We start from the raw sequence: 20085 nt of genomic DNA, 5'->3' as shown, positions 1-20085 counted from the left end.
TTAAACCTCGCTACAGTATTTCTTGATTTCGTCGGAAGGAATGTAATGGTGCCCATCGGGCGTGATGAACTTTGCAAAACCCATGGCAGTGGTAAATTCTGCCCATCGTGTTGCGTATGTAATTGCTCGCTGAGCCATGGGGCCGATATTGGCGTGTTCGTCAATCATTCTTGAAAGATTTTGGATGTTTTTGCCGATTGCCTTTTTCCAGTCGTCAAGAAGAACATCCTCGAAGCTCTTTGCCGAGAAATTGTTCATGATTTCCATGGTCTTTTCGCAGGCGTAGGCTGGCATATCCTTTCGGTTTTCCGGATTGTACATTGCCTTGGGCATGTGCATCCTGGGTTTCCAAAGGACTGGGCCAAAGGTATCTTCAAGAATGAGACGGCCTGATTCGTATACAAAGGCGAAATTATGCAAAAGTTGCGAGTAATTGTCTCTGTCTTCGGCAAAGACGCGGTTGTTGTATTCAAAAGCAAAGGGGATGTTCCCTATTTTGCCTGTCGCAATATCGAAAGGCCCCAAATTTTCAATAGTATTTTCGATTCGTAGCGAATAGAGCGATGGCAAAGCCTGTGAAAGAATGTCGAAGGTAGGGTAGGCTACTTGAGGAGCGAAAGCTCCCTTGATATAAAGAGGAGGCTCCTTCTTGTTTAGCGCCTTTGCTATGCGAATGAATCTTGAAACTTCGGGCAGTTCCGTGTAAAGGTCGCTTGTTAAAAAGTAGGTCTTATTTTTCTGCGCTGCCTTATAGCATTGAGTCAAGTCTTTGGGGTGTATAGGCTGTTCCTGAATAACGCTTACACCCTTATTCAGAAATTGCAGCGCCATATCGGTCCCACATCCGCCAATAGTTGCGGCACTCACGATTACGCAGGCGATATCTACTTGTGGAATTTCGTTAAAATCGGTATAGAGGGGTATATGGTAGGTTTCAGCGCATTTTTTTGAGCGATCGCTGCCCTTTCCATAGAGGCCTACAAGCACAAATTCATCAGGTAGACTTTGGAGTGCCTGAATGTACATTTGGCCGAATGAACTTCCGCATACGACGACTTTCTTTCTATTCATCCTAAATTTCTCCTTCCAGTTCATCTACGGGATCGTTGGATGTGGAGCTTTTCTTGATTCTAATATCTGAGTCCTTGTTTATAAGGTCAATGACATTTTTGAATAGTGATGTTTCGCCAAGTAGAGACTTCTTGTTCTCCATTTTGACACTTTGCATAGTAAAGACTGTTGCTGCAGCGCATTCACCAGTAAGTCTTGAGGCCCCAATTCCCGATATGATAATTTGGCTTTCCTGTTCCTTGCCCTTCTGCATGCCCTTTATGGAACACGCGAAAACTGCATCTTCCTTAACACCGAATAAATCAAGCTTGTTTGCTGTACAAAGCCTTTCGATGGTTTTATCGGGGTTTTTCCTGTAACTTTCCCTGGCGGAGTCTAGTTCTTCCAAAGTTCTCTTGCCGATTATGCACATTTGCCAGTTTCCTATTTCTGGCTTAAGCTTTTCGGCAACGGCTCTCGACTCGTCGTCAAAGAATGGATAGAGCCTGAATGTTGAAAACTTCTGTCTAAAAATTTCAAACTTGCACTGGCTTGGAATATAAGGTTCAAGCTTTCCGTTTTTCCAATAAATCATGGAGTGGTTGGTATCGGAAAGGATTCCATTCATATAGTCCCTTGCAGCAGCTTTCGATATGGCGCTGCAGGTACCGTATACAAAGTCAAGTTCTGAAACCGAGTCGAATTCAGAAGCCAAATACTGAGGGATAAGACCCGAAAGTCCAGGAATGCTCCCTGAGCCATAGAGAATGGGTACCTTGGAATTGCTACGGGAAAAACCGTTAATTCCTAAGTGAGCGAGAGGAATTCCCATATCTTCGGCAACATCATCCATGTTTTTCATGTTGGCATCTAAGGTGCTGGTTGCGTCAAGCACGCAGCTGCAACCATTGAAAAAGTTTCGGATGCTATCCTTATTACTTACATCGACGCTTATCCATTCTGCATTGGAAAATTCGGAACGGATTTCGTTTGATATGCTATCTACGTTCCTTCCGCCAATTCGAATTTGTGTAATACCGAGTTTTGAAAGAAATCTGACGGCATGGAGCCCAATATTACCGTAACCACCGATAATACCGATCATATTTCGCCCTCTTCCATATTTTCGGATGCTTCCATTTCGGAGCTCAGCTTCTGGGCTAAAATATCGAGTTCTGGATGCTCAAAGAAGTCCTTTAGCGAAAGCTTGACTCCGTATTTTTGAAGAAGTACTTCAATAAAGCGGGTGGCGAGCAGGCTATCACCTCCAATTTCAAAGAAGTTTGCCTTGCGGTCAATGTGCGGAATGGAAAGGAGATCTTTCCAGATACAAGCGATATCTTCCTCCTTGCCAATGTAATTTTCATCGACACTCTCTTCACCGGCCTTCTTCTTTAAAAGTTCGGTAAGATACTTGCGGTTTAGTTTTCCGTTTGGAGTCAAGGGGAACTTTAAAAAGACTTCAATGCGGGCGGGAATCATGTAAGGAACGAGATTCTGCTTAAGGTAGATGCCCAATTCTTCCATTGGAATCTTGGGAGCGGACGCTTCCTTTTGTGCAATGAGCACCTGTGAGAACCCATTTGTGTTCAAAATGGTTGCTTCTTCAAAACGGCTAGCTTTAAAGAGTGATTCCCATTCGCTATCCGTCAGGAGAGATGTTCCCTTGCGGCTGCGGGAGTAGTCCTTGAAGCCGTCTTCAAGTACAGCGGAGCTTATGACTGCGATGGGGTCAAAATTTTCGAAATCAATGGCGTAAAGCTTTCCACCTGCCTTTAGCATTAGGTAGGCAAGCATAAGAGCCTCTGCCGGGTTTTGATAAGTATGCAGGAATCCTGCATCTACCACAAAATCAAAGCTCTGGAGTTCTTGTACGGGAGCAACTAAGTCCGAAACGGCAAAGTTTATGTTGCATTTATCCTTGAATTGAGCAAGATTTTCCCTTGCCATGGAAAGCATGCCTGTTGATTCATCAAATACGGTTACATCCACCGGTTGATTGGTTTCTTCTAGGAACTTTCTTATGGTAAGTCCGGAACGACCGTTGAGGAATGCGATTTTTGCCTTAGGGTAGTTCTTGATTTCTTCCTGGAGTGTCTTTACGAATTCACCATAGGCCTTGCTTTGCACCATGATTTTTTCTGGTGTGAAAAGATCATTTTTGAGAAGATTGGTTGCTGGGATACTCTTGTTGAGAACATCGCGCAATAGGGTTATGTTTTCGCTAGAAAGGAGTTTCCTTGAAAATTCAGATTCTTTGAAGACGGGCTTTTGGATAATGTTTCCGTTATGGTCCATAAAGCCGTTGGACTTTAGCCATACATTCCAGAAATCAAATTGCATGGAATCACTCATGACACGAATCATGAATTCCGCAACAATATTCTTTCTATCGAGAATTTCTTCCTTATCGGTTTCCTTCTTGAAAAGTGAAACGGATGGCTGCTGAGAGGCGCTATTCGTTGTAGGGACAACTGCCGCAGTAATTTCCTTCTTTGCTCCATTTTCGGTAACAAGGGCTACGGCATTGACATAGTTCTTATGCTTCTTGATGACATTTTCGATTTCGCCAAGTTCAATGCGGTATCCACCAAGCTTAATCTGCGTATCTAGGCGTCCCATAAATTCGGTATCTACACAATCCATAAAGCGAGCCTTGTCGCCAGTACGGTACCAGCGTTCGCCATCAATTATGGGGAATCTTTCTGCAGTAAGTTCAGGCTGGTTGAGGTACCCTTCGGCCACACCTTCGCCACCAATCCATAGCTCCCCAGGAGTACCTATGGGACAGTCCTTATTATTTTCGTCCACAACGCGGATCTTTTGATTGCGCAATGCATGTCCATAGGGGATAGATTTCCATTCCTTCTTGATTTCACTTACGTTGTAGATTACGGACCAAATGGATGCTTCCGTTGCTCCACCAAGCGATGTAAATTGAATAGAGGGCCAAATTTTATTTGTTGTATCAAAGAGCGAAAGAGGAATCCAGTCGCCCGATAGTAAGACTGCGCGCAGAGGGACTCTAGACATATTGTTCATGACGATGCAGAACATTTCAAACAGGGCAGGAACAGAGTTCCATAGCGTAATCTTCTGTTCTTCTGCGATGGTTTTCCATACGGAGGCCTCCTTCTTGGTCTCTTCCGAAAGTACGGCGAGCTTTCCACCGGCACTGAGGATTCCAAACAGGTCGTATACGGAAAGGTCGAAGTCAAGCTCGGAAATAGCCATGGCCGCATCATTTTCGCAGACATTGAATCTGGCGTTGATATCGCGAATGGTATTGCTTGCGCCCTTATGCGAAATCATGACGCCCTTGGGAACACCTGTTGTTCCCGATGTAAAAATGATGTAGGCGAGAGCATTTTCATCGGCGACGATTTCACTTTCGTCAAGGGCTACAAAGCTTGATGAATCTTCAATAAAGGTTACGGGACGCTTTTCGTCCTTGAAAAATTCCTTGTGGTCATAATCCGTAAGAACGCCACTCATATGGGCGGCTTCAAAGATCTTTTGCACGCGTTCCATGGGCTGGTGTACTCCAACGGGCACATAGGCTGCGCCAATGGATTGAATGGCGAGTGCTGCAATGACTTGATTCATGCCCTTAGGTAGGACAATGGCGATTAAGTCCTTTGTCTTGAACCCTTTTGACTTGAGCATTCCCGCGACGTTCATTACTTTAAGGAATAAATCACCGTATGTCAATTCGGCGTAAGAACCGTTGCTATTCCTTGCTACAAGTGCAATTGCGTTTGGAATAAGTTTCGCCCTTTCAAGAACGGCTGTATGAATGCAGTTTGTCATTGCTTAGATGCCCTTTGTCAAAAAATCTTGGTAGTTGCTTGATTTGAGTACAAAAAAGTGATCTCCGTTGAATTCCGTAAATTTTGTACCCTGAGTAGTTACATAACTCCAATGCGACATAATTTCTCTAGTCGCTCCGATATCCATTGTGCCTGCATGGAGATATATTGGGGTATCCACATGCTCGCCATGGTAAATTAGACTCTCGTTAAGTTTGTAGTCCTTGCGTACCTCGGGAAGAATGAATTGCAGAAGTTCCTTATTTTCAAGAATTTCAGGAGGGGTTGCGTTATATTTCTTGAGTTCTGCGATCAAGGCATCGTCATTCATGTAGCTCTTGAATTCGCTTGGATCCTCATCCTGTGGGGCCTGGCGGCCTGCGGCAATAATCTTGTCTGGATGAATGTTAAACTGCTTTTCAATGTAGTTTGCTACATAGAAGGCCATGGCTGCACCCATGCTGTGTCCAAAAAGGGTGAATTTTTTGTTGAGTGCAACTTTGACGATATTTTCGGCCAGTGTCGGTAAGATTTCGCTAAAGTCGTTAACGAACGGCTCGCGCCTACGCGTTCCCTTGCCGGGAAGCTCAACGCAAACGAAGTTCTTTTCTCCTTTATTGAGAGTCCATTTTCTATATACTCCGGCATTGCCTCCCGCATGATGAAAACAGAATATTTTTTCATGGGTTTCATCGTCCAGGGCATAAGTGTGAAACGGGAACCAAGAATTTGATACCATTTTACTAATCCAGCTATGTTAAAAGTCTATTTTAGTTCAATAAATTCCAGCCGAAGGCATTGCTCCGGATTTTTAGGAAGCGACTGTAGATTCCATTCTTGTTGTTAAGTTCATCATGCTTGCCGTGCTCGGCAATAGTACCATGGTCGATTACTAGAATCTGGTCGGCATCGCGAATTGTATTCATTCGGTGGGCGATGGAAATAACCGTTTTTCCTGCAGTCAATTCCTTGATGGCATCTAGAAGGTCGGCTTCGTTTTCGGGATCCACAGAAGATGTGGCTTCGTCAAGAATGACTACGGGGGCATTTTTCAGGAGCGCTCTCGCAATGGAAATTCTCTGCTTTTCGCCACCCGAAAGCGAGCTTCCGCTTTCGCTAATCACTGTGTCATAACCATTTGGGAGTGCCATAATAAAGTCGTGACATTTTGCTTTCTTGGCTACGGCAACGATTTCTTCGTGGGTTGCATCCGGCTTTCCAAAACGAATGTTGTTTTCTATGGTGTCATTAAATAGATAAACTTTCTGGAAAACCATTGAAAAATAGGAGAGGAGTTCATCGGGCGTGTATTCGCGGATGTCGTGACCGCCAAAGGTAATGGAACCTTTCTTAACATCCCAAAAGCGAACAATCAGGTTGCAGAGAGTGGTCTTTCCACTTCCAGAGGAGCCAATGATCGCGCAGGATGTTTTTTCGGGAATGCTAGCAGTAACATTGGAGAGAATTGTTCTTGAATCGTAACCGAATTCCACATCCTTCATTTCAATGGAAAAGTTTTCGGGCTTTACCCCGGCTTTACCGATCATTTCGGGAATCTTGAAGGTTTCTTCCAATTGGCTTAGAGCTGTTTCGACTAGTTCCAAAAAGAAGGTTCCGTTGCCAAGCAATTCAATCTGACCATAGATGATAAATGCGGAAAGGAGGAACATCATGCCGTACGCAAAGTCAAGCATGCCGTAGAATGTCATAAAACTTGATACAAGTATAAGGATGCCGCTAAAAATGTAGAGTGTCCCGCGAAAGAGACTATGGGGCTTTATAATGGAGATTTCCATGGCTGTGTTTACCTTTTGGAATTCTTCAAAGCTCTTGTCGAGTTCATTACCGTTTTTTCTGCCAAAGGAGCGGACAACTGCGATACCACGGATGAATTCTAGTATATCAGAGGTTGTCTTTTCAACAATTCGATAGCGTTCCGGTGCAAACTGGACAGACTTTTTTTGGACCAGTGTCAAGGAAAACATCGAAAGTAAAATGCCAAGAATGGCAATGCAACCAATTCGCCAGTCAAAGAATATGAGGAATACAGAAACGGCTACGGACTGTAATAAGCCTCCAATGACATTTTCGACTGCAATCATGGTTCCATTTTCCAAATCGGTCATGGCGCTTGAAATGGTGTTGTTGATTTGACCGAGGGATTTCTTTGAAAAGTAACCCATTGGGGCTTGCTTTAACTTTTCGCCAAGTTCAAGGCGCTTATCGGTGTACACGATGTACCCTGCTGCAGCGAGGAACATGTTGATTAGATACTTGAGGATGATTTTTCCGACGAGGGCTACGGCAAGAATCCCTGTGGTCTGCCAGATGACGGTCATATTCAGGGAATTGATATGCATAAGCACCCATAGGAATGCCATGACCGAGAGGGAATTGAATCCTGCGTTTAATAGACCGCAGACAATGCCTCCATAAATGCGTTTCTTATGTGTTCCGCATACATTTAAGATGTTTTTTAAAGACTTGAACATTATCTACTCCTATTTCTCTGTAGCGGCGATGTGTTTTTCCCACATGTTCTTGTAAAGTGGGCTGTTTTGCATCAGCATATCGTGCGTTCCTTGACAGGAAAGCTTGCCGTCATCTATGACAAGGATGTTTTGGGCATTCTTGATTGTAGAGAGGCGATGGGCGATGATGATAAGGACCTTATCCTTCACGAGTTTTTCAAGAGCTTTCTGGATTTCGGCCTCGTTTTCTGGGTCGGCGTAGGCGGTAGCTTCATCGAGAATAATAATGTCTGCATTCTTGAGAATTGCGCGGGCGATGGTGATTCGCTGCCTTTCGCCACCGGAAAGTTTTCCACCGGCATCGCCAACCAAAGTGTTGTAGCCATTTTCTAGCTTTGTGATGAATTCGTGGCAGCCGGCAGATTTGGCTGCTTCGTAGATTTCTTCATCAGTTGCCGTGGGCCTTCCCATGCGGATATTTTCTTTAATCGAGCAGTTGAATAGGTAATTATCCTGGGCTACATAGCTAATCTTATCCATCTGCTGCTTAAATGGAATTTTCGTGAGAGGCGTCCCACCCAAAAGAATTTCACCTTGTGAAACATCCCAGAAACCAGCCATGAGCTTTGCAATGGTCGATTTTCCGCTTCCAGAGGGTCCGACAATTGCAGTAACGCCGGACTCGACGGTCTTAAAAGAAATATCCTTGAGAACAAGCTTCTCCTTATATCCAAAGGAGACATTCTTGAATTCAAATACATTTCCATTCAGTTTAGTCTCTTCGGTGGGGCGAACGAGATCCTTTTCGTTAAGAAAATCGCCAATCTGCTTAAGAGCCTGGAAAACGTTCGAGAAACTTTCTGCATAGCTCATTGTTGCAAGGATTGGGCTCGAAATGCCCATGCTAAGAATAGCGCAAGTCAAGAACGAGGCAAAAGTAATTTCTCCATTCATGAACAGGTATGCGCCCAATGGGAGAGTCACGAGCAACGTGGCAGATACGAGCGAAAGGCCTGCGGCAGAAAACATCCAACAATTTTTCCACCAGTCAAGTGTTGTGTCGCGGTAGTAAGTGCAAGCCCTAGAGAACTTGCTGAAAGAGGATGTTCCCTGATTGAATGCCTTAATTACTTCGATACCATTCACGTATTCTATAATGGCGTCGTTCATGTCGGCATTGGCCTTAAAATAGCGGGAAGACTTTTCCTTGTAGCCAATCATTTGCCCCATGGTTACTATAAAACCGATGGGGATTGTTGCTATGGCACCGAGTGCCATTCTCCAGTCAATTACAAAGAGTATGACAACGATAACGATGGGCGTAAATGTATTTGCCGCCATTTCCGGAACCATGTGCGCAAGAGGCTTTTCGATTTTTTGGACGGTTTCGATTACAAGCATCTTGTAACTGCCTGAAGCCTTGTCAAGCATGATGCCCATGGGAATGCGTTCCATCTTGTGGGTAAGTCTAATGCGGATATTCTTGAGTATTTCAAAGGTTGCTACATGGGAAATTATGGTAGAAATAGTGGAGAGAAGAATCTTTACTATGTATCCACCAATTCCAACAAGTCCCCAGATCAATATAAAATTAGCGGTAACAGAATGATTGTAAAAACCGTTCAGTAGTTGCGCAGTTGAATAGTAGGGGATGGTCCCTGCGAGAACTCCAACCACTGCGATGATTAAGGATGCTATTAGATTTGACTTTTTTTCTGCGGCAAAGTCGAATAGTATAGATAAGCTATTTTGTTTTTTCATATTAGCCTTCAAATATTTATTAGTCAAGGCTAATTTAAAAAAGAAGGTTTGTTTATTAAAGATTGAAAAGGGCAATTTTGCCCAAGCGGTTTATAGAATGTCTAATTGGAGCTAAAATTTTCATTACAAAAAATCTCAGAATTTTTCAGATTGTCCATTGGGATTATTGCAATCCCTTTTGGAGTAGAAAATAAGCGTAGGTTTGGGTAAATTACCGCAGAAATATTTATGAATACGAATCCATACAAGAGCTATTCGTTTAATAGAGCACTTCTATTTGGAGTTCTTTGTGCACTTGTAGTGCATCTTTGCATATTGCTTGTGGCCCATAAAGATAAAATTGCCCAAATAGTCGTGAGTGATGGCAGTGAAATTATCCGCGTGGAACAGATCTTTTTACCTCCTCCTCAGCCTCCGCAAGAAATTGTAGCCCCAAAAAAGAAGATTGTCAAGGCGAAAATAATCCCGAATGTCGTAAAGGATTCGGTTGTTGAAGTTGAAGAGCCAACGCCACCGATAGAGCCGATTGCTGTAGCTGTTGAGACGGAAGTTATTGAAGTTCCTGTTGCACCCCCTCCGCCAAAGGTTGAAAAAGTCGTTCCCGTAGAGCCTCCTAAACCAGCCCCGATTTCTAAGGATTCGATTCAAAAGGTGATGAAGGCGTATCTTGTACAGGTCAAGAAAAATATCGACAAGAATAAGCTTTATCCAACCACGGCGCGCCGCCTAAATCAAGAGGGCACCGTGCGAGTTCGCTTTACGGTACAAAAGAATGGACGGGTTGAAGACATTCATTTGGCAAAGGGGAGTGACTATTCTGCCCTGGATCAGAGTGCTTTGGATGCTGTTGCCGCACTAACATCTGTTGCTCCAATTCCTGATCTTTTAAACAAAGATCATTGGACAATCGAAATTCCCATCAAATATCAACTTCATTGAGGAATAAAATGAATTACGTTCTTGATTTTATCAAGCAGGGTGGCGTCATTGCCTATATCCTAATCGCCATGAATTTTATTGGGTATGCTATTATCGTGTGGAAAATAGTGGCAATTGTCGTTTTCAAGCGCAGGGTTCAGAATAGGCTCCCGTCAAAGATTATTCATAGGATTGTTTCTGCCAATACGGACCACCACATTATCGTGGAAAATATTCGCACCGAAATATCGCTAGCCTTTTCTCCATTGACAAAGGGGCTTACGACCATCGAGAATATTGCGACGGTGTCGCCATTGATGGGACTTTTAGGTACGGTGGCCGGTATTTTTGACGCTTTTGGCGTAATAGCTGTTTCTGGTCTCGACGATGCGGGGGCTTTTGCACTGGGTATCAAATTTGCACTTGTGACTACAGTCCTTGGGCTTTTGGTCGCCATTCCGCACGTCATTGCCTATAACTATCTAAATGCCCATATGGAAATGGAACAGGACGAGGTTGAAAATCTTGTGTTCCAGAAGATGGGGAGAATCCTCCAGGAACGCGATCATTCTATCAATATAGAGGATTCCGATAATGGTTAGGCACAAAAAAAGACTCCGTCCGGACATGACGCCGCTTATTGACTGTGTCTTCCTATTGCTGGTATTTTTCTTGGTAACGTCGGTATTCAAGCAGGATGAATCTGTCTTAAAATTGATTTTGCCTGAAATTCAGAGCGAAATCAAGCGCGATGTTCCAGAAGGTCTGTATATTGAGCTAAGCAAGGATGAATTGGCCCTAAATGGCCAAAAGATAGAACTTGCCGTATTGGAGCAAAAGGCAGGGGATGTGGTTAATAAAAAATCGCCCATAGCCATAAAAATTGATAAGGAAACCCCTTACGAGCGTGTAGCTTCAGTGCTTGATGTGCTCCAAATGAAAAAATTATACAACATTCAACTGATAAATGATTATAAGGAACCTTAAAAAGGTGATCATACTTCTAGTGTGTACTTTGTAATAAAAAAGCATATTAGGATCCACTAGACATTTTAGTTAGATTTAGCTAACTTTTGCCGTGAAAATCGGGGTTAAAATGCTAAATCTTTCTATTGAAAAGAATGTTCAGTTACTTCAAAGAACGGAGTTCATGCAACACTACCTGTTGTCCGATGGTACGGATACAGGTCATTTGGTTGTCTACCATATTGTAGATGGTGTTGATGTGATGTATGTGGATTGTCATGTAAAATGCGCAGTCCTTAAGTTTGATGCTCCGCAAGACGCCATGGCCATAACTCATTGCTATATGGGTGAAGTTCAGTTTGAACTGGATTCCGAAGATAGCCTTGAAGGGGGAGATCTCGGTATATCGAGGACCTTCTTCAAAAATCAGATGTTCTCGTTTCCAACAAAGACTTTTCATGGCGTGACCATTGTTTTCTCGAGTAAGAATGCAGTTAACGAAATACAGGCGGCCTTCTGCAACTTTAACATTGACTTCAATGCCGTTTACGAGAAGGTTCTCTCTCTTAGGTCCAATGTACGCATTTGCTCGGATAAGAGAATTCTGAATATCTTTTCGGAACTGTATCTTGTTCCCAAAAGCATGCGTCTAACCTATCTTAAGCTCAAAATTCTTGAAATATTCGCCTATTTGAAGGATGCTCCGCTAATTCATTTTCTGCATGCTCCAAAGCGCTTGTCGAGAAAGAACGAGGACAAGATTGAGCTTGTAGTCAGCTTCATTCGCGAAAATCTAGATGAACATTACACCATTGAGGATCTTGCATCGAAGCTGGATATGAGTGCAACGTTACTTAAAAAGTGCTTTAAGACAGCTTATGGGGAGTCAATATACGCCTATCTCAAGAATTACCGTATGAAAATCGCTGCGGAATATCTTGCAAAGGACGAACTCCCCATATTTGAAATTGCAAACCGCGTAGGCTACATCAATTCCAGTAAGTTTACTGCGGCATTCAAGCAAGTCATTGGCCAAACGCCTAAAGAGTATCGCAGCGAACATGTTTAGTTTCGCTAAAAAGATTTCCTCTAATGTCTAATTTCTATAAAACATGGAAGAGGTCGCTCACTGTGATGTGAGCGACCTCTTTTTTTGTGGGGTAACAAAAACCTTAGTTGTTGCTCAGCGGGAACACGTAGTAGACAAAGCCTGTTTCTACGTCGGCAACTTTTGTGATCTTGTCGCTATCTAGGTCATAGCGGTAGAGAACGGAGGCTCCTTCTTCGTCCATGTGGCCGAGAAGCACCGTGCCATCAGTATCCATGTGTACGGAAGGTACTAGCCAGGGGAGGGTGAGACCGAGGTCAATCTTCTTAATGCTCTTCTTGTAGATATCAATGATTACATACTGCCATTCAAAGTTGTTGAAGTTGGTCGGATCTGATAAATCGCCGAAGAGGCCGACAAACTTGCCGTTGCTAGCATAGACACCACCGGTCATGAGCCAGTTTGTGTTGCTGCTCTTGCCATCATACTTTGCTTCGTGCAGATGGAATACATAGCTGGTGTCGAAATCTTCTTCACCCTTCTTGATGCGTACAAAGCCTTCGTTGTAGCCTTCGATAAAGTTCATTGCGCCGTTGGCATAGAAGTAGACGTCGCCTTCTTCATCGGTAAATGCCATGGTATTGTTCATGTCGTCGTAAACACCGAGTGCAGAGGTTTCGCTTTCGCTTGCAACCTTAATCACCTTGTCCGTTGCGACATCGATAATGGCAACTTCACCCTGGGGGCCCATGATGGAGTTGTTGAGGTCAACAACTTGATAGAGCGTTACGTAGAGCTTGCCGTCGGAAATGGCGCTGGAGCCCGGGAATGCCATGACGGCACTTACTTCTTCATCAACGTATTCGGAAAGGTCGATTTCGGCGGTGATGCTCAAATCGCTTGGGTTAAGGGCAATGAGCTTATCAGCCATAGTTTCGATGACGTACATCTTGTTGTTGTCAACGAACTGCATCATGAGTGCCGTAGAATTGAAGCTTCTTGTCTTTGTCGGTTTTTCAGGAACATCCTGGTTCTTGTCCAGCTTGAACATCTTGAGAACGGAAGCACCGGTTTCATCCATGGAAAGGCTATACAGGGCTCCGTTAAAGTAGACTAGGCTACCCGAAGAGGTCGTTTCATGGAAACTCTTGATTGCGGTATTGAAATCTTCATCAAGAGCAGTGGTGCCGTAGAACTGGCTTTCGCCAACCATGAACGAAATACCGTATTTTGTGCTGGCGACCGTGCTAGAGCTGGATTTGTCATCATCCTTGGCGCTGGAGCTAGACTTTGCATCACCCTTAGTGCTGGAACTTGACGTGGCGACGGTGGTGGAAGATTCGTCGCTAGAGGCGTTGGAACTGGAGTCGTCGCTGCAGGCTGCAAACATGATGCTTGCAGAGGCTGCTGCGATAAGAGTCTTCTTGAATGTATTCATTATTGATCCTTTTTGTTGTTATTTGATTAAAACCTTACAGATTGAGCCTAATCTTTGTGCTAAATGCCCTGCCAGGCTTGGAATCGCCATAGCTATCGTAAATCATCCTGTCCATAAAGTTTGTGACTTCAAAATTCCACGAAAGCATATTAGCGAAGATGGAGTATTCGATGCCGATATTTTGAGAGAAAGAAGAAGGAATAATTCGTTCCTGTTTATTGGAAACCTTCCAGGCGTAATAGTATTCGTCGGTATAGTTTGCGTTCCAGTAAATCTTAAGGAAATCATCGCGATTGAACAGATCGCCTGCATGGAGCTCTACGCCAAAGTTCATGTAGAACAGGGGGATGTTCGGTATATTCCAGTTCTTGCCAATGCCATAGCTGGGGTCTGCTTCGCGACTCTTGACTTCAAGACTAGTCATGTTCCATGAAAGGTTCAAGTACTCGTTTACATCGACATTGGCGTCGATTTCAAAGCCCTTGGTCTTGGTGCCAACGCTATTGTAATAGGGGCGAGGAATCGATGATAAGAGCGAGTTCAGGTAAATTCTATCATCCAGGAGCATGTAGAAGTAGTTGAATTCCAAATGTCCCTTGAGGATAAGGGGGATATGCTTTAGGTCTATGTCAGCGCCGGCGGTAAAATTGTCCGAAACTTCGGGCTTTAGGGCTGGGGCTATATTTATGTACATTCCGTCACCAAAGATTTCTTCGTGGGTCGGGAATCTTAAACTATGTTGGTAGCCACCACGAATGGAGAACTGCTCCACAATCTGGAATTTAAGGTTTTCGCTATAGCCTATATTCTTACGGCTGACGGCCCCGCTCTTTAGCTTTTGCAGACGAACGGCATCATCTTCGGCATCTAGCTTGTAATAGTATCCCTTGACACCAATAATATTCTGGATGTGGGAGTTCCAAAAGTTATCTTCGAGAGAAAGGCCCGATACGACGGAATAGTTGTATCCAGGGAAGCCTGCGGTAGAAAGCTGCCTTCCTCCATCTGAAAGTTTATCCGTCGGATCTTGGTGATCGTACTTATAAAGACCACTCCAGTTGATGGAATGATTGCTTGTGAACTGGTAATCGATATTCCAGGGCACCTTTACGGAGGTGTTGACGAATTCGTCCCAGGCTGGGCTAGAAATTCTTATTTCACCGATGCTGCGCTTGCTTTCCTTGACATCGTCATCTGTCCAGCCGTAGTGATAGGTATGGCTAGTATCGATGAAAGTCTCATTGGAACGTTCAAATGAAACGCCAAGCGAGAGGGCTAGTCCCTTGAAAAATAGGTCCTGCTTTTCAATGCCCGCGTTTATGCCCCAGCCACTGAATTCGCCATGGGCATCCACAATCTTGTGGTTCTTTGCCTGGACTTCCTTATCGCCAATATTGTAGCTTCCGCCAAGGGTAATCTTATCGAAAAAGTAATTGTCGAGTGCGATATAGGGCGATACGGAATAGCTGTAGTAGCGGTCGTGATCCCTGGTAACCGTCGTATCCATGTAGGGAGTTGTAAACTTGTAGTCGTTATCGGAGTAGTTCAGGTAGCTGCTGACGCCCGTTTCGATTGCCCTTCCTTTTAGGGAATCGAGTGCGTACACATATTTTGCGTCTAGGGATACCTTATGGGTATTAAAGCTTCCGAATGAGTATGAGGCGCTTATGCAGCTCTTTGGCATATTTCTTGTAATCACATTGATAACGCCACCCATGCCGTCAGTTGCAAAGCGTTCTGGAACGTAACTCTTGTAGACTTCGATGCGGTCAATCATGTCGATGGGAATGTCGTTTATGGAAAGGCTTCCGCTGCCGTTCTCTACGGGAACTCCATTGACAAGGACCTTTACATTTTTGCCTTCCATGCCGCGGATGCTTATCTTTGCATCGCTACCCATGCCGCCGGACTGCTTGACTTTTACCCCCGACGACCGATTTGTCGCATCGGCAATGGTATTGCTTGAACCCTGCAATTCCTGGGTGTTCATAACCTTGACGGATTCTGCCTTTGTCTTTGTATCTGCCGGGGCAGATTCGTTAATACCTTCGCCATCAACAGAAAGATCGCTGAGAACGGTAACCTCTTCTCCGCCATTATTCTGAGTCGTAAATTCGGAATCGTTAGATTCTGCACGGGAGGCTCCTTCTGTAGTTTCCTCGAAAAAGTCGTCGTCAAGTGTGGTGACTTCGTCATCTTGTGCAAAGGCAAGCGTAGAGAAAGTAAGTATGGTGAATAGCTTGATAAGTTTCATTTTTAGAAAATCAGTAGACCGATGTGGTATGCAATAAAGGCTAGAACGAGTGATATTGCGAAGTAGTATCCGATAATTGCCACAACCCACCTTGCGGAATGCATTTCGCGGTAGGTGGTCCCTATGGCAATAACGCAGGGAATATTGAACATGGAAGCGAACAGGAAGCTTAATGCCTCGGGCTTTGTGACGGATGCCCTGAGAGCTTCTCCCAAATTTTCGCTCACACCAGTCCTCGTGAGTAATGAGAATGATTCACCAGCCCCGACAAAGAGCGTATTCATGATGCCGAGGGAGGCTTCTTTGCTGAATACGCCTCCGAGGTACGAAATAAACAGCTGCCAGCGCATGCCAAAAAGCGACGTGACGGGCTCTATAAAGTTTCCAATCTTGTAAAGGATTGTATGCGTTACGTTTTCGTCGGCGGAGTAGGAGAGGATCCAGAATAGTGCCGAAATCATGACGATGATCTTGACCGCCTTGCAGAATACGTTCCACACGTTGCGAATAACGGATTTGCAGAGAGCCTTCCAGTGCGGCTTGTGGTAGGGGGGGAGTTCCATGATAATGCCGACTCTTTCGTTTTCCGGCAGGAGCTTTTTTCCGAGCGTCTTTGATGACAGGTAGAAAGACCCTAGAATAAGTGCAAAGAAGATAAGTACAATTAATGGGGCTACGGAGCCAAAGAAGGTTGTTGCCATGAAAAGAACAACGGAAAGCTTTGCTCCACAGGGTATACCCCACAGAAGCATCATAGTAAATAGTCGCTGTCCCTGAGTGTCAATGACGCGAGTGCCGCAAACTGCCCCTGCCGAGCAGGCAAGGCCTGAAAATAGTGGCATTACTGCTTTGCCGTGGAGGCCAAGGCGGCTCATGGTAGAATCAAAGATGTACGAAAGTCTGGCCATGTAACCCACATCTTCTAGGAGTCCGAAAACGAATACGATGGCAAAAACAAAGCTTGTCATGCAGATAGTGAGTCCCACTCCGCCAATAATCACCTTGTTTATGAACGAAATGAAGATATTTCCAACACCAATATAAGAGAGTGAGTCGCTTACGATGGGGCTCAGAAACCCTTGCAGGCCAAAGCCAAGGGTAATGCCCGGCATGGCAAGCGCCATACAGAGAATTAGCACCACAAGCATAATGGCTATGGCGAGTATTTTGCCTTTTATGCGATGTGTAGCAACCTTGTCAAATTTACGGAGTGTAATATTGTCGTTTCGCTTAGACATGCAACCGCGTATAAGATTGGAAATCCAGAAGTACTTGGACTCGCCGATCATGAGTCTAGCGTTGCTATCGTTTCCACCCTTCAGTTCTTCGGCCTTTTCAAGGTCTTCGGATGAGGCAATCTTGCTTACTTCGGCCATGACGAGCTGGTCATTTTCGATAAACTTTGTAGCGATCCATAGGGAATTGTACCGATTGAAATCGTACTTGGCAAGTATTTCAGAAATTTTGATTGCCACCTGGTTATTACACTCTTCGTAGGCACTCTTGAGCGAATCTGCTGAAAGTACCCGCGGATTTTCGAGTGCCTTTTCAAGCGTTGAATAGAAGTAGTCGTAGCCTGAAGAATCAGAAGCATTAAAGCCAATTACAGGAACGTTCAGCTTTTTCTGAATATCTTCGATCTTTATGTAAATTCCAAGCTCGTAGGCGACATCAATCATATTGATCACCAAAAGCACCGGAATCCTAATGCCCACGTAGTCCGAAAACATGTATAGGCTACGTTCCAGCTGGGAGGCATCTGCAAGGATTATGATTAGGTCCAATTTTTCATTTTCGATATATTCCCTGGTAACGACTTCTTCTTCGGAGTTTGCGGTAAGGCCGTAGCTGCCGGGAAGGTCCGCAACCACGTAAGATGCGTCATCATGTATAAAGAGGCCTTCGCATTTTTCTACCGTTTTGCCGGGCCAGTTGCCCACATGCTGGTGAAAACCGGTAAGCGCGTTGAACAAGGTAGATTTTCCTGAGTTCGGCTGCCCAAGCAGGGCTATTTTGAAAGACTTCTTGTTCATGCTTCAATCCATATTTGCGCACTTTCCTTGCGGTTGAGTGCTATGACAGTGTCTCTCACAAATATGAGGAGGGGAGACTTGCCGTCGTTCTTTAAAACCTTGATTTCGGAACCCTTTACGATGCCTATAGAAACGACTCTCGACAAAAAGCGTGAATCGCCTTCGATTTTTGCTACGGTACCGTTCTGATTTTCGTCAATTAAAATCAGCGAAATGTTTGTGTTTGCGACGGAATTTTCCATGGCGCGCAAGATAAATTCTAGTGGTGTCCCTTAGCTACTCCAAAAGGACCCTATATAATCCAATCAGAAAAAGTATTTTGCCTTGGCCCATACGCCACTGTTTTCTTCATAGGAGGCTAGCTGCCCCTTGTCTCCGCCAAATAAATCATAGCCAAGCGATAGGGTAATCTGGTCGTTGAGCTGGTAATCTGCCGATAGGCGGCCATAGTAGCTTTTGTTGTCAAAGTCGATCATGCCGTAAAGCGAAAGCTTGAGCGTATTGTTCAACAAATCCTTCGATATGCGGAAGGTCCCCTGGGAGGTATTCTTTTCGGAGCTTAATCGTTTTTCGTAATCGGCCAGGTACTTATGCAGGTACTGCACCATGAAAGTCCAGTTATTTCCGGCATACCAGTCGATTCCTGCGAGGGCATTAAAGGTATTCTTGTGGCAATATGCTGTTCCGCTTGCAAGAGCGAGTGGCTCGTGGAAATATTCCGCAATTTCACCTCGGAACACGAATTCACCTATGGGCATCGAAATATCGCCGCCAAAGACGGTCATCGGGTCGTATACGCCTTTTACAAGAATAGCCCCTGTGTTAAAGTCGTAACTGGATACCATTACGGGTAACTTGTTGTAAGTGTGCAACGCCATAATGGAAATATCTAGGCTTTCAAGGAAAAAGCGAAGCCTGGTTCCGTATTCGCTGTACTTAATGCGTTTTTCGGGATAGTTATTTAGCTCTAGTTCCGCATTTTCGGGTAGCGTCTTGAAATACCACGGATTATCGGTTGTTTCGGGGAACTGAAAGTATTCTGGAACCGGAACAAAAATAAATTCCGCCATGGCATTTTCGCCAGTATACTTAAAGTCAACCGCATTGATTGAAATGCGTGTGTCGTCATAGTCTTTCGTCAGGAACTCCGTATAGTCCAGAGGCGAAATCAGGTCCGTCACGCGCAAGCCGTCGGCTACGCCCCATGCGACAATCTGGCGCCCGACTTTCACATCTATTGTACCATTCGCATAATCCAGATAGGCCTCATGGAGATTTATGCCAGAGCTATTTTTGACTACGCCATTGTAAATGGCGTTAAAACTTGCGTATAACGAGGCGTTCTCGTAATCCATACGAAGCTCGCCACGCATACGCGTTCGTGAGGATAGTATTTCGTGGGGGTAATCGGTCTGTAGGGCATGGTACGAATCAACGAATCCGTTGAATTGCAGGCTAGACTCTTCTTGCGCAAAGCAGATTGAGGCTGCTAGGGGAATGCTCAATAAAAACTTTTTCATAATCCAGAACCCCATAGACGAGTTTTATTTTCCCTTTTCGAGACGGTTGACCGTAAAGATCTTTGGGTCTATCTCGACATCGTATTTTTGGTTACTGAAGGTAATATGGGTGCTGTGCTTGGTCTGCACATTTTCCATATTCATGGATGTACTGGTCCAGAAACCTCCAATATTTTCGATATTGTCGTTTACGAGGACTCGCTGCAAGGTGGAAAGCTTGTCATAGTATTCCACACGCTCCGGAATGAGGCAGTCCTTGCGGATCCAGGAGATTTTCTTGGTGTAGATTTCGTCGTTTTTCTTGGGTTTTGATTCAAGCACCCAGTAGTCATGCCCATTCTTGGATTCCTCGCGGAGGAGTGTATGGATATCTTCGTCTACGTTACGCTTGCCGATATCGTCGAAGGTAAAGTCGGAGCCCATAAAATAGTCCGTCTTCGAGCTTTTGCCGCTAATGCGGCGAGTCTTCTTGAGCGAAGGCATGTAGAGCCACTTGTCCTTATCCTTGTTCATATCGTCGTAGTTAATGGTCAGGAACCCGGTGCCCTTGACGTCATTGGGGTACAGGAAGAACATAATTTGCTTCGTATCCTTGCCAACGTCCATGGCCATGCTCGAAATTTTTCTCACTCGAGTACTTCCACCCTTGTTAATGAGAGTCATTTCCATATCCGAAGTACGGGTGTCGCCATCAGGGCGATTCTTTACCATCTGGGCAATGGTGCGGCCGTCAAGGCTTTCTGCTGCAACAGCGCAGAAACCTGTCAGGAGAACGGAAATAAAAACGATAGCCTTGTCTACAAAATTGAATTTCATG

Annotated in this window: 16 protein-coding genes; 4 read left to right on the top strand and 12 right to left on the bottom strand. The window is 44.6% G+C overall.

Annotation, left to right across the window (positions count from 1 at the left end; all coding sequences use genetic code 11):
* The 6 genes from BUB38_RS12145 to BUB38_RS12120 are packed head-to-tail and all read right to left on the bottom strand — an operon-like array spanning position 1 to position 9091.
* Positions 1–1071, bottom strand: coding sequence for a Gfo/Idh/MocA family oxidoreductase (locus BUB38_RS12145; RefSeq protein WP_073160967.1), 1071 nt, complete (start codon positions 1069–1071; stop codon positions 1–3).
* A gap of 1 nt (position 1072) precedes the next feature.
* Complete coding sequence (locus BUB38_RS12140; protein WP_073160921.1) at positions 1073–2155, bottom strand: saccharopine dehydrogenase family protein; 1083 nt, start codon at positions 2153–2155, stop codon at positions 1073–1075.
* On the bottom strand, positions 2152–4860 hold the full coding sequence (locus BUB38_RS12135; RefSeq protein WP_073160919.1) for an amino acid adenylation domain-containing protein: 2709 nt from the start codon (positions 4858–4860) through the stop codon (positions 2152–2154). The genes BUB38_RS12140 and BUB38_RS12135 overlap by 4 nt, the downstream gene beginning before the upstream one ends.
* A 3-nt stretch (positions 4861–4863) precedes the next feature.
* The gene (locus BUB38_RS12130) at positions 4864–5598 is read right to left on the bottom strand and encodes a thioesterase II family protein (RefSeq protein ID WP_073160917.1); all 735 of its coding nucleotides are present in this window, start codon (positions 5596–5598) and stop codon (positions 4864–4866) included.
* Between the two features lie 31 nt (positions 5599–5629).
* Positions 5630–7351 carry an ABC transporter ATP-binding protein gene (locus BUB38_RS12125; protein WP_073160915.1) on the bottom strand — a complete coding sequence of 574 codons (1722 nt, stop codon included), beginning with the start codon at positions 7349–7351 and terminating at the stop codon, positions 5630–5632.
* 9 nt (positions 7352–7360) lie between these two features.
* Positions 7361–9091 carry an ABC transporter ATP-binding protein gene (locus BUB38_RS12120; RefSeq protein WP_083542151.1) on the bottom strand — a complete coding sequence of 577 codons (1731 nt, stop codon included), beginning with the start codon at positions 9089–9091 and terminating at the stop codon, positions 7361–7363.
* Positions 9092–9319: 228 nt separating this feature from the next.
* Here BUB38_RS12120 and BUB38_RS12115 point away from each other — a divergent pair, with 228 nt between their 5' ends.
* The 4 genes from BUB38_RS12115 (at position 9320) to BUB38_RS12100 (ending at position 12044) form a co-directional block, all read left to right on the top strand.
* The gene (locus BUB38_RS12115; protein ID WP_073160911.1) at positions 9320–10030 is read left to right on the top strand and encodes an energy transducer TonB; all 711 of its coding nucleotides are present in this window, start codon (positions 9320–9322) and stop codon (positions 10028–10030) included.
* An 8-nt stretch (positions 10031–10038) separates the two neighbouring features.
* Positions 10039–10611 (top strand): MotA/TolQ/ExbB proton channel family protein, encoded by a 573-nt coding sequence (locus BUB38_RS12110; protein WP_073160965.1) that lies wholly within the window; start codon positions 10039–10041, stop codon positions 10609–10611.
* Complete coding sequence (locus tag BUB38_RS12105) at positions 10604–10996, top strand: ExbD/TolR family protein (protein WP_073160909.1); 393 nt, start codon at positions 10604–10606, stop codon at positions 10994–10996. Before BUB38_RS12110 ends, BUB38_RS12105 begins: the two co-directional genes overlap by 8 nt.
* Before the next feature lie 109 nt (positions 10997–11105).
* Positions 11106–12044, top strand: a complete 939-nt coding sequence (locus BUB38_RS12100) for a helix-turn-helix transcriptional regulator (RefSeq protein WP_073160907.1) — start codon at positions 11106–11108, stop codon at positions 12042–12044.
* Between the two features lie 103 nt (positions 12045–12147).
* Here BUB38_RS12100 and BUB38_RS12095 read toward each other — a convergent pair whose 3' ends face one another.
* From BUB38_RS12095 to BUB38_RS12070, 6 genes are all read right to left on the bottom strand, one after another.
* Positions 12148–13461 (bottom strand): hypothetical protein, encoded by a 1314-nt coding sequence (locus BUB38_RS12095; RefSeq protein ID WP_073160906.1) that lies wholly within the window; start codon positions 13459–13461, stop codon positions 12148–12150.
* Between the two features lie 34 nt (positions 13462–13495).
* Positions 13496–15715 (bottom strand): TonB-dependent receptor plug domain-containing protein, encoded by a 2220-nt coding sequence (locus BUB38_RS12090; RefSeq protein WP_073160904.1) that lies wholly within the window; start codon positions 15713–15715, stop codon positions 13496–13498.
* 2 nt (positions 15716–15717) lie between these two features.
* Positions 15718–17748 (bottom strand): ferrous iron transport protein B, encoded by a 2031-nt coding sequence (gene feoB, locus BUB38_RS12085; protein ID WP_073160902.1) that lies wholly within the window; start codon positions 17746–17748, stop codon positions 15718–15720.
* A complete protein-coding gene (locus tag BUB38_RS12080) occupies positions 17745–17990 on the bottom strand; it encodes a FeoA family protein (RefSeq protein WP_073160963.1) in 246 nt (81 codons plus the stop codon). The genes feoB and BUB38_RS12080 overlap by 4 nt, the downstream gene beginning before the upstream one ends.
* A 63-nt stretch (positions 17991–18053) precedes the next feature.
* Positions 18054–19268: a DUF1302 family protein gene (locus BUB38_RS12075; RefSeq protein WP_083542168.1), complete on the bottom strand. Its 1215-nt coding sequence runs from the start codon at positions 19266–19268 to the stop codon at positions 18054–18056.
* 24 nt (positions 19269–19292) lie between these two features.
* Positions 19293–20084, bottom strand: a complete 792-nt coding sequence (locus BUB38_RS12070) for an outer membrane lipoprotein-sorting protein (RefSeq protein WP_073160898.1) — start codon at positions 20082–20084, stop codon at positions 19293–19295.
* Position 20085: the final 1 nt, after the last annotated feature.

The sequence above is a fragment of the Fibrobacter sp. UWH5 genome, from assembly GCF_900142505.1.
Taxonomy (GTDB): domain Bacteria; phylum Fibrobacterota; class Fibrobacteria; order Fibrobacterales; family Fibrobacteraceae; genus Fibrobacter.
Note: the sequence above shows the minus strand (reverse complement) of the source record. Positions and strands in the feature narration are given on the sequence as shown.

Excerpts from the sequence above, each read along its gene's own strand:
- BUB38_RS12145 (WP_073160967.1), bottom strand. The coding sequence starts at position 1,071 with ATGAATAGAAAGAAAGTCGTCGTATGCGGAAGTTCATTCGGCCAAATG.
- BUB38_RS12140 (WP_073160921.1), bottom strand. The coding sequence starts at position 2,155 with ATGATCGGTATTATCGGTGGTTACGGTAATATTGGGCTCCATGCCGTC.
- BUB38_RS12135 (WP_073160919.1), bottom strand. The coding sequence starts at position 4,860 with ATGACAAACTGCATTCATACAGCCGTTCTTGAAAGGGCGAAACTTATT.
- BUB38_RS12130 (WP_073160917.1), bottom strand. The coding sequence starts at position 5,598 with ATGGTATCAAATTCTTGGTTCCCGTTTCACACTTATGCCCTGGACGAT.
- BUB38_RS12125 (WP_073160915.1), bottom strand. The coding sequence starts at position 7,351 with ATGTTCAAGTCTTTAAAAAACATCTTAAATGTATGCGGAACACATAAG.
- BUB38_RS12120 (WP_083542151.1), bottom strand. The coding sequence starts at position 9,091 with ATGAAAAAACAAAATAGCTTATCTATACTATTCGACTTTGCCGCAGAA.
- BUB38_RS12115 (WP_073160911.1), top strand. The coding sequence starts at position 9,320 with ATGAATACGAATCCATACAAGAGCTATTCGTTTAATAGAGCACTTCTA.
- BUB38_RS12110 (WP_073160965.1), top strand. The coding sequence starts at position 10,039 with ATGAATTACGTTCTTGATTTTATCAAGCAGGGTGGCGTCATTGCCTAT.
- BUB38_RS12105 (WP_073160909.1), top strand. The coding sequence starts at position 10,604 with ATGGTTAGGCACAAAAAAAGACTCCGTCCGGACATGACGCCGCTTATT.
- BUB38_RS12100 (WP_073160907.1), top strand. The coding sequence starts at position 11,106 with ATGCTAAATCTTTCTATTGAAAAGAATGTTCAGTTACTTCAAAGAACG.
- BUB38_RS12095 (WP_073160906.1), bottom strand. The coding sequence starts at position 13,461 with ATGAATACATTCAAGAAGACTCTTATCGCAGCAGCCTCTGCAAGCATC.
- BUB38_RS12090 (WP_073160904.1), bottom strand. The coding sequence starts at position 15,715 with ATGAAACTTATCAAGCTATTCACCATACTTACTTTCTCTACGCTTGCC.
- feoB (WP_073160902.1), bottom strand. The coding sequence starts at position 17,748 with ATGAACAAGAAGTCTTTCAAAATAGCCCTGCTTGGGCAGCCGAACTCA.
- BUB38_RS12080 (WP_073160963.1), bottom strand. The coding sequence starts at position 17,990 with ATGGAAAATTCCGTCGCAAACACAAACATTTCGCTGATTTTAATTGAC.
- BUB38_RS12075 (WP_083542168.1), bottom strand. The coding sequence starts at position 19,268 with ATGAAAAAGTTTTTATTGAGCATTCCCCTAGCAGCCTCAATCTGCTTT.
- BUB38_RS12070 (WP_073160898.1), bottom strand. The coding sequence starts at position 20,084 with ATGAAATTCAATTTTGTAGACAAGGCTATCGTTTTTATTTCCGTTCTC.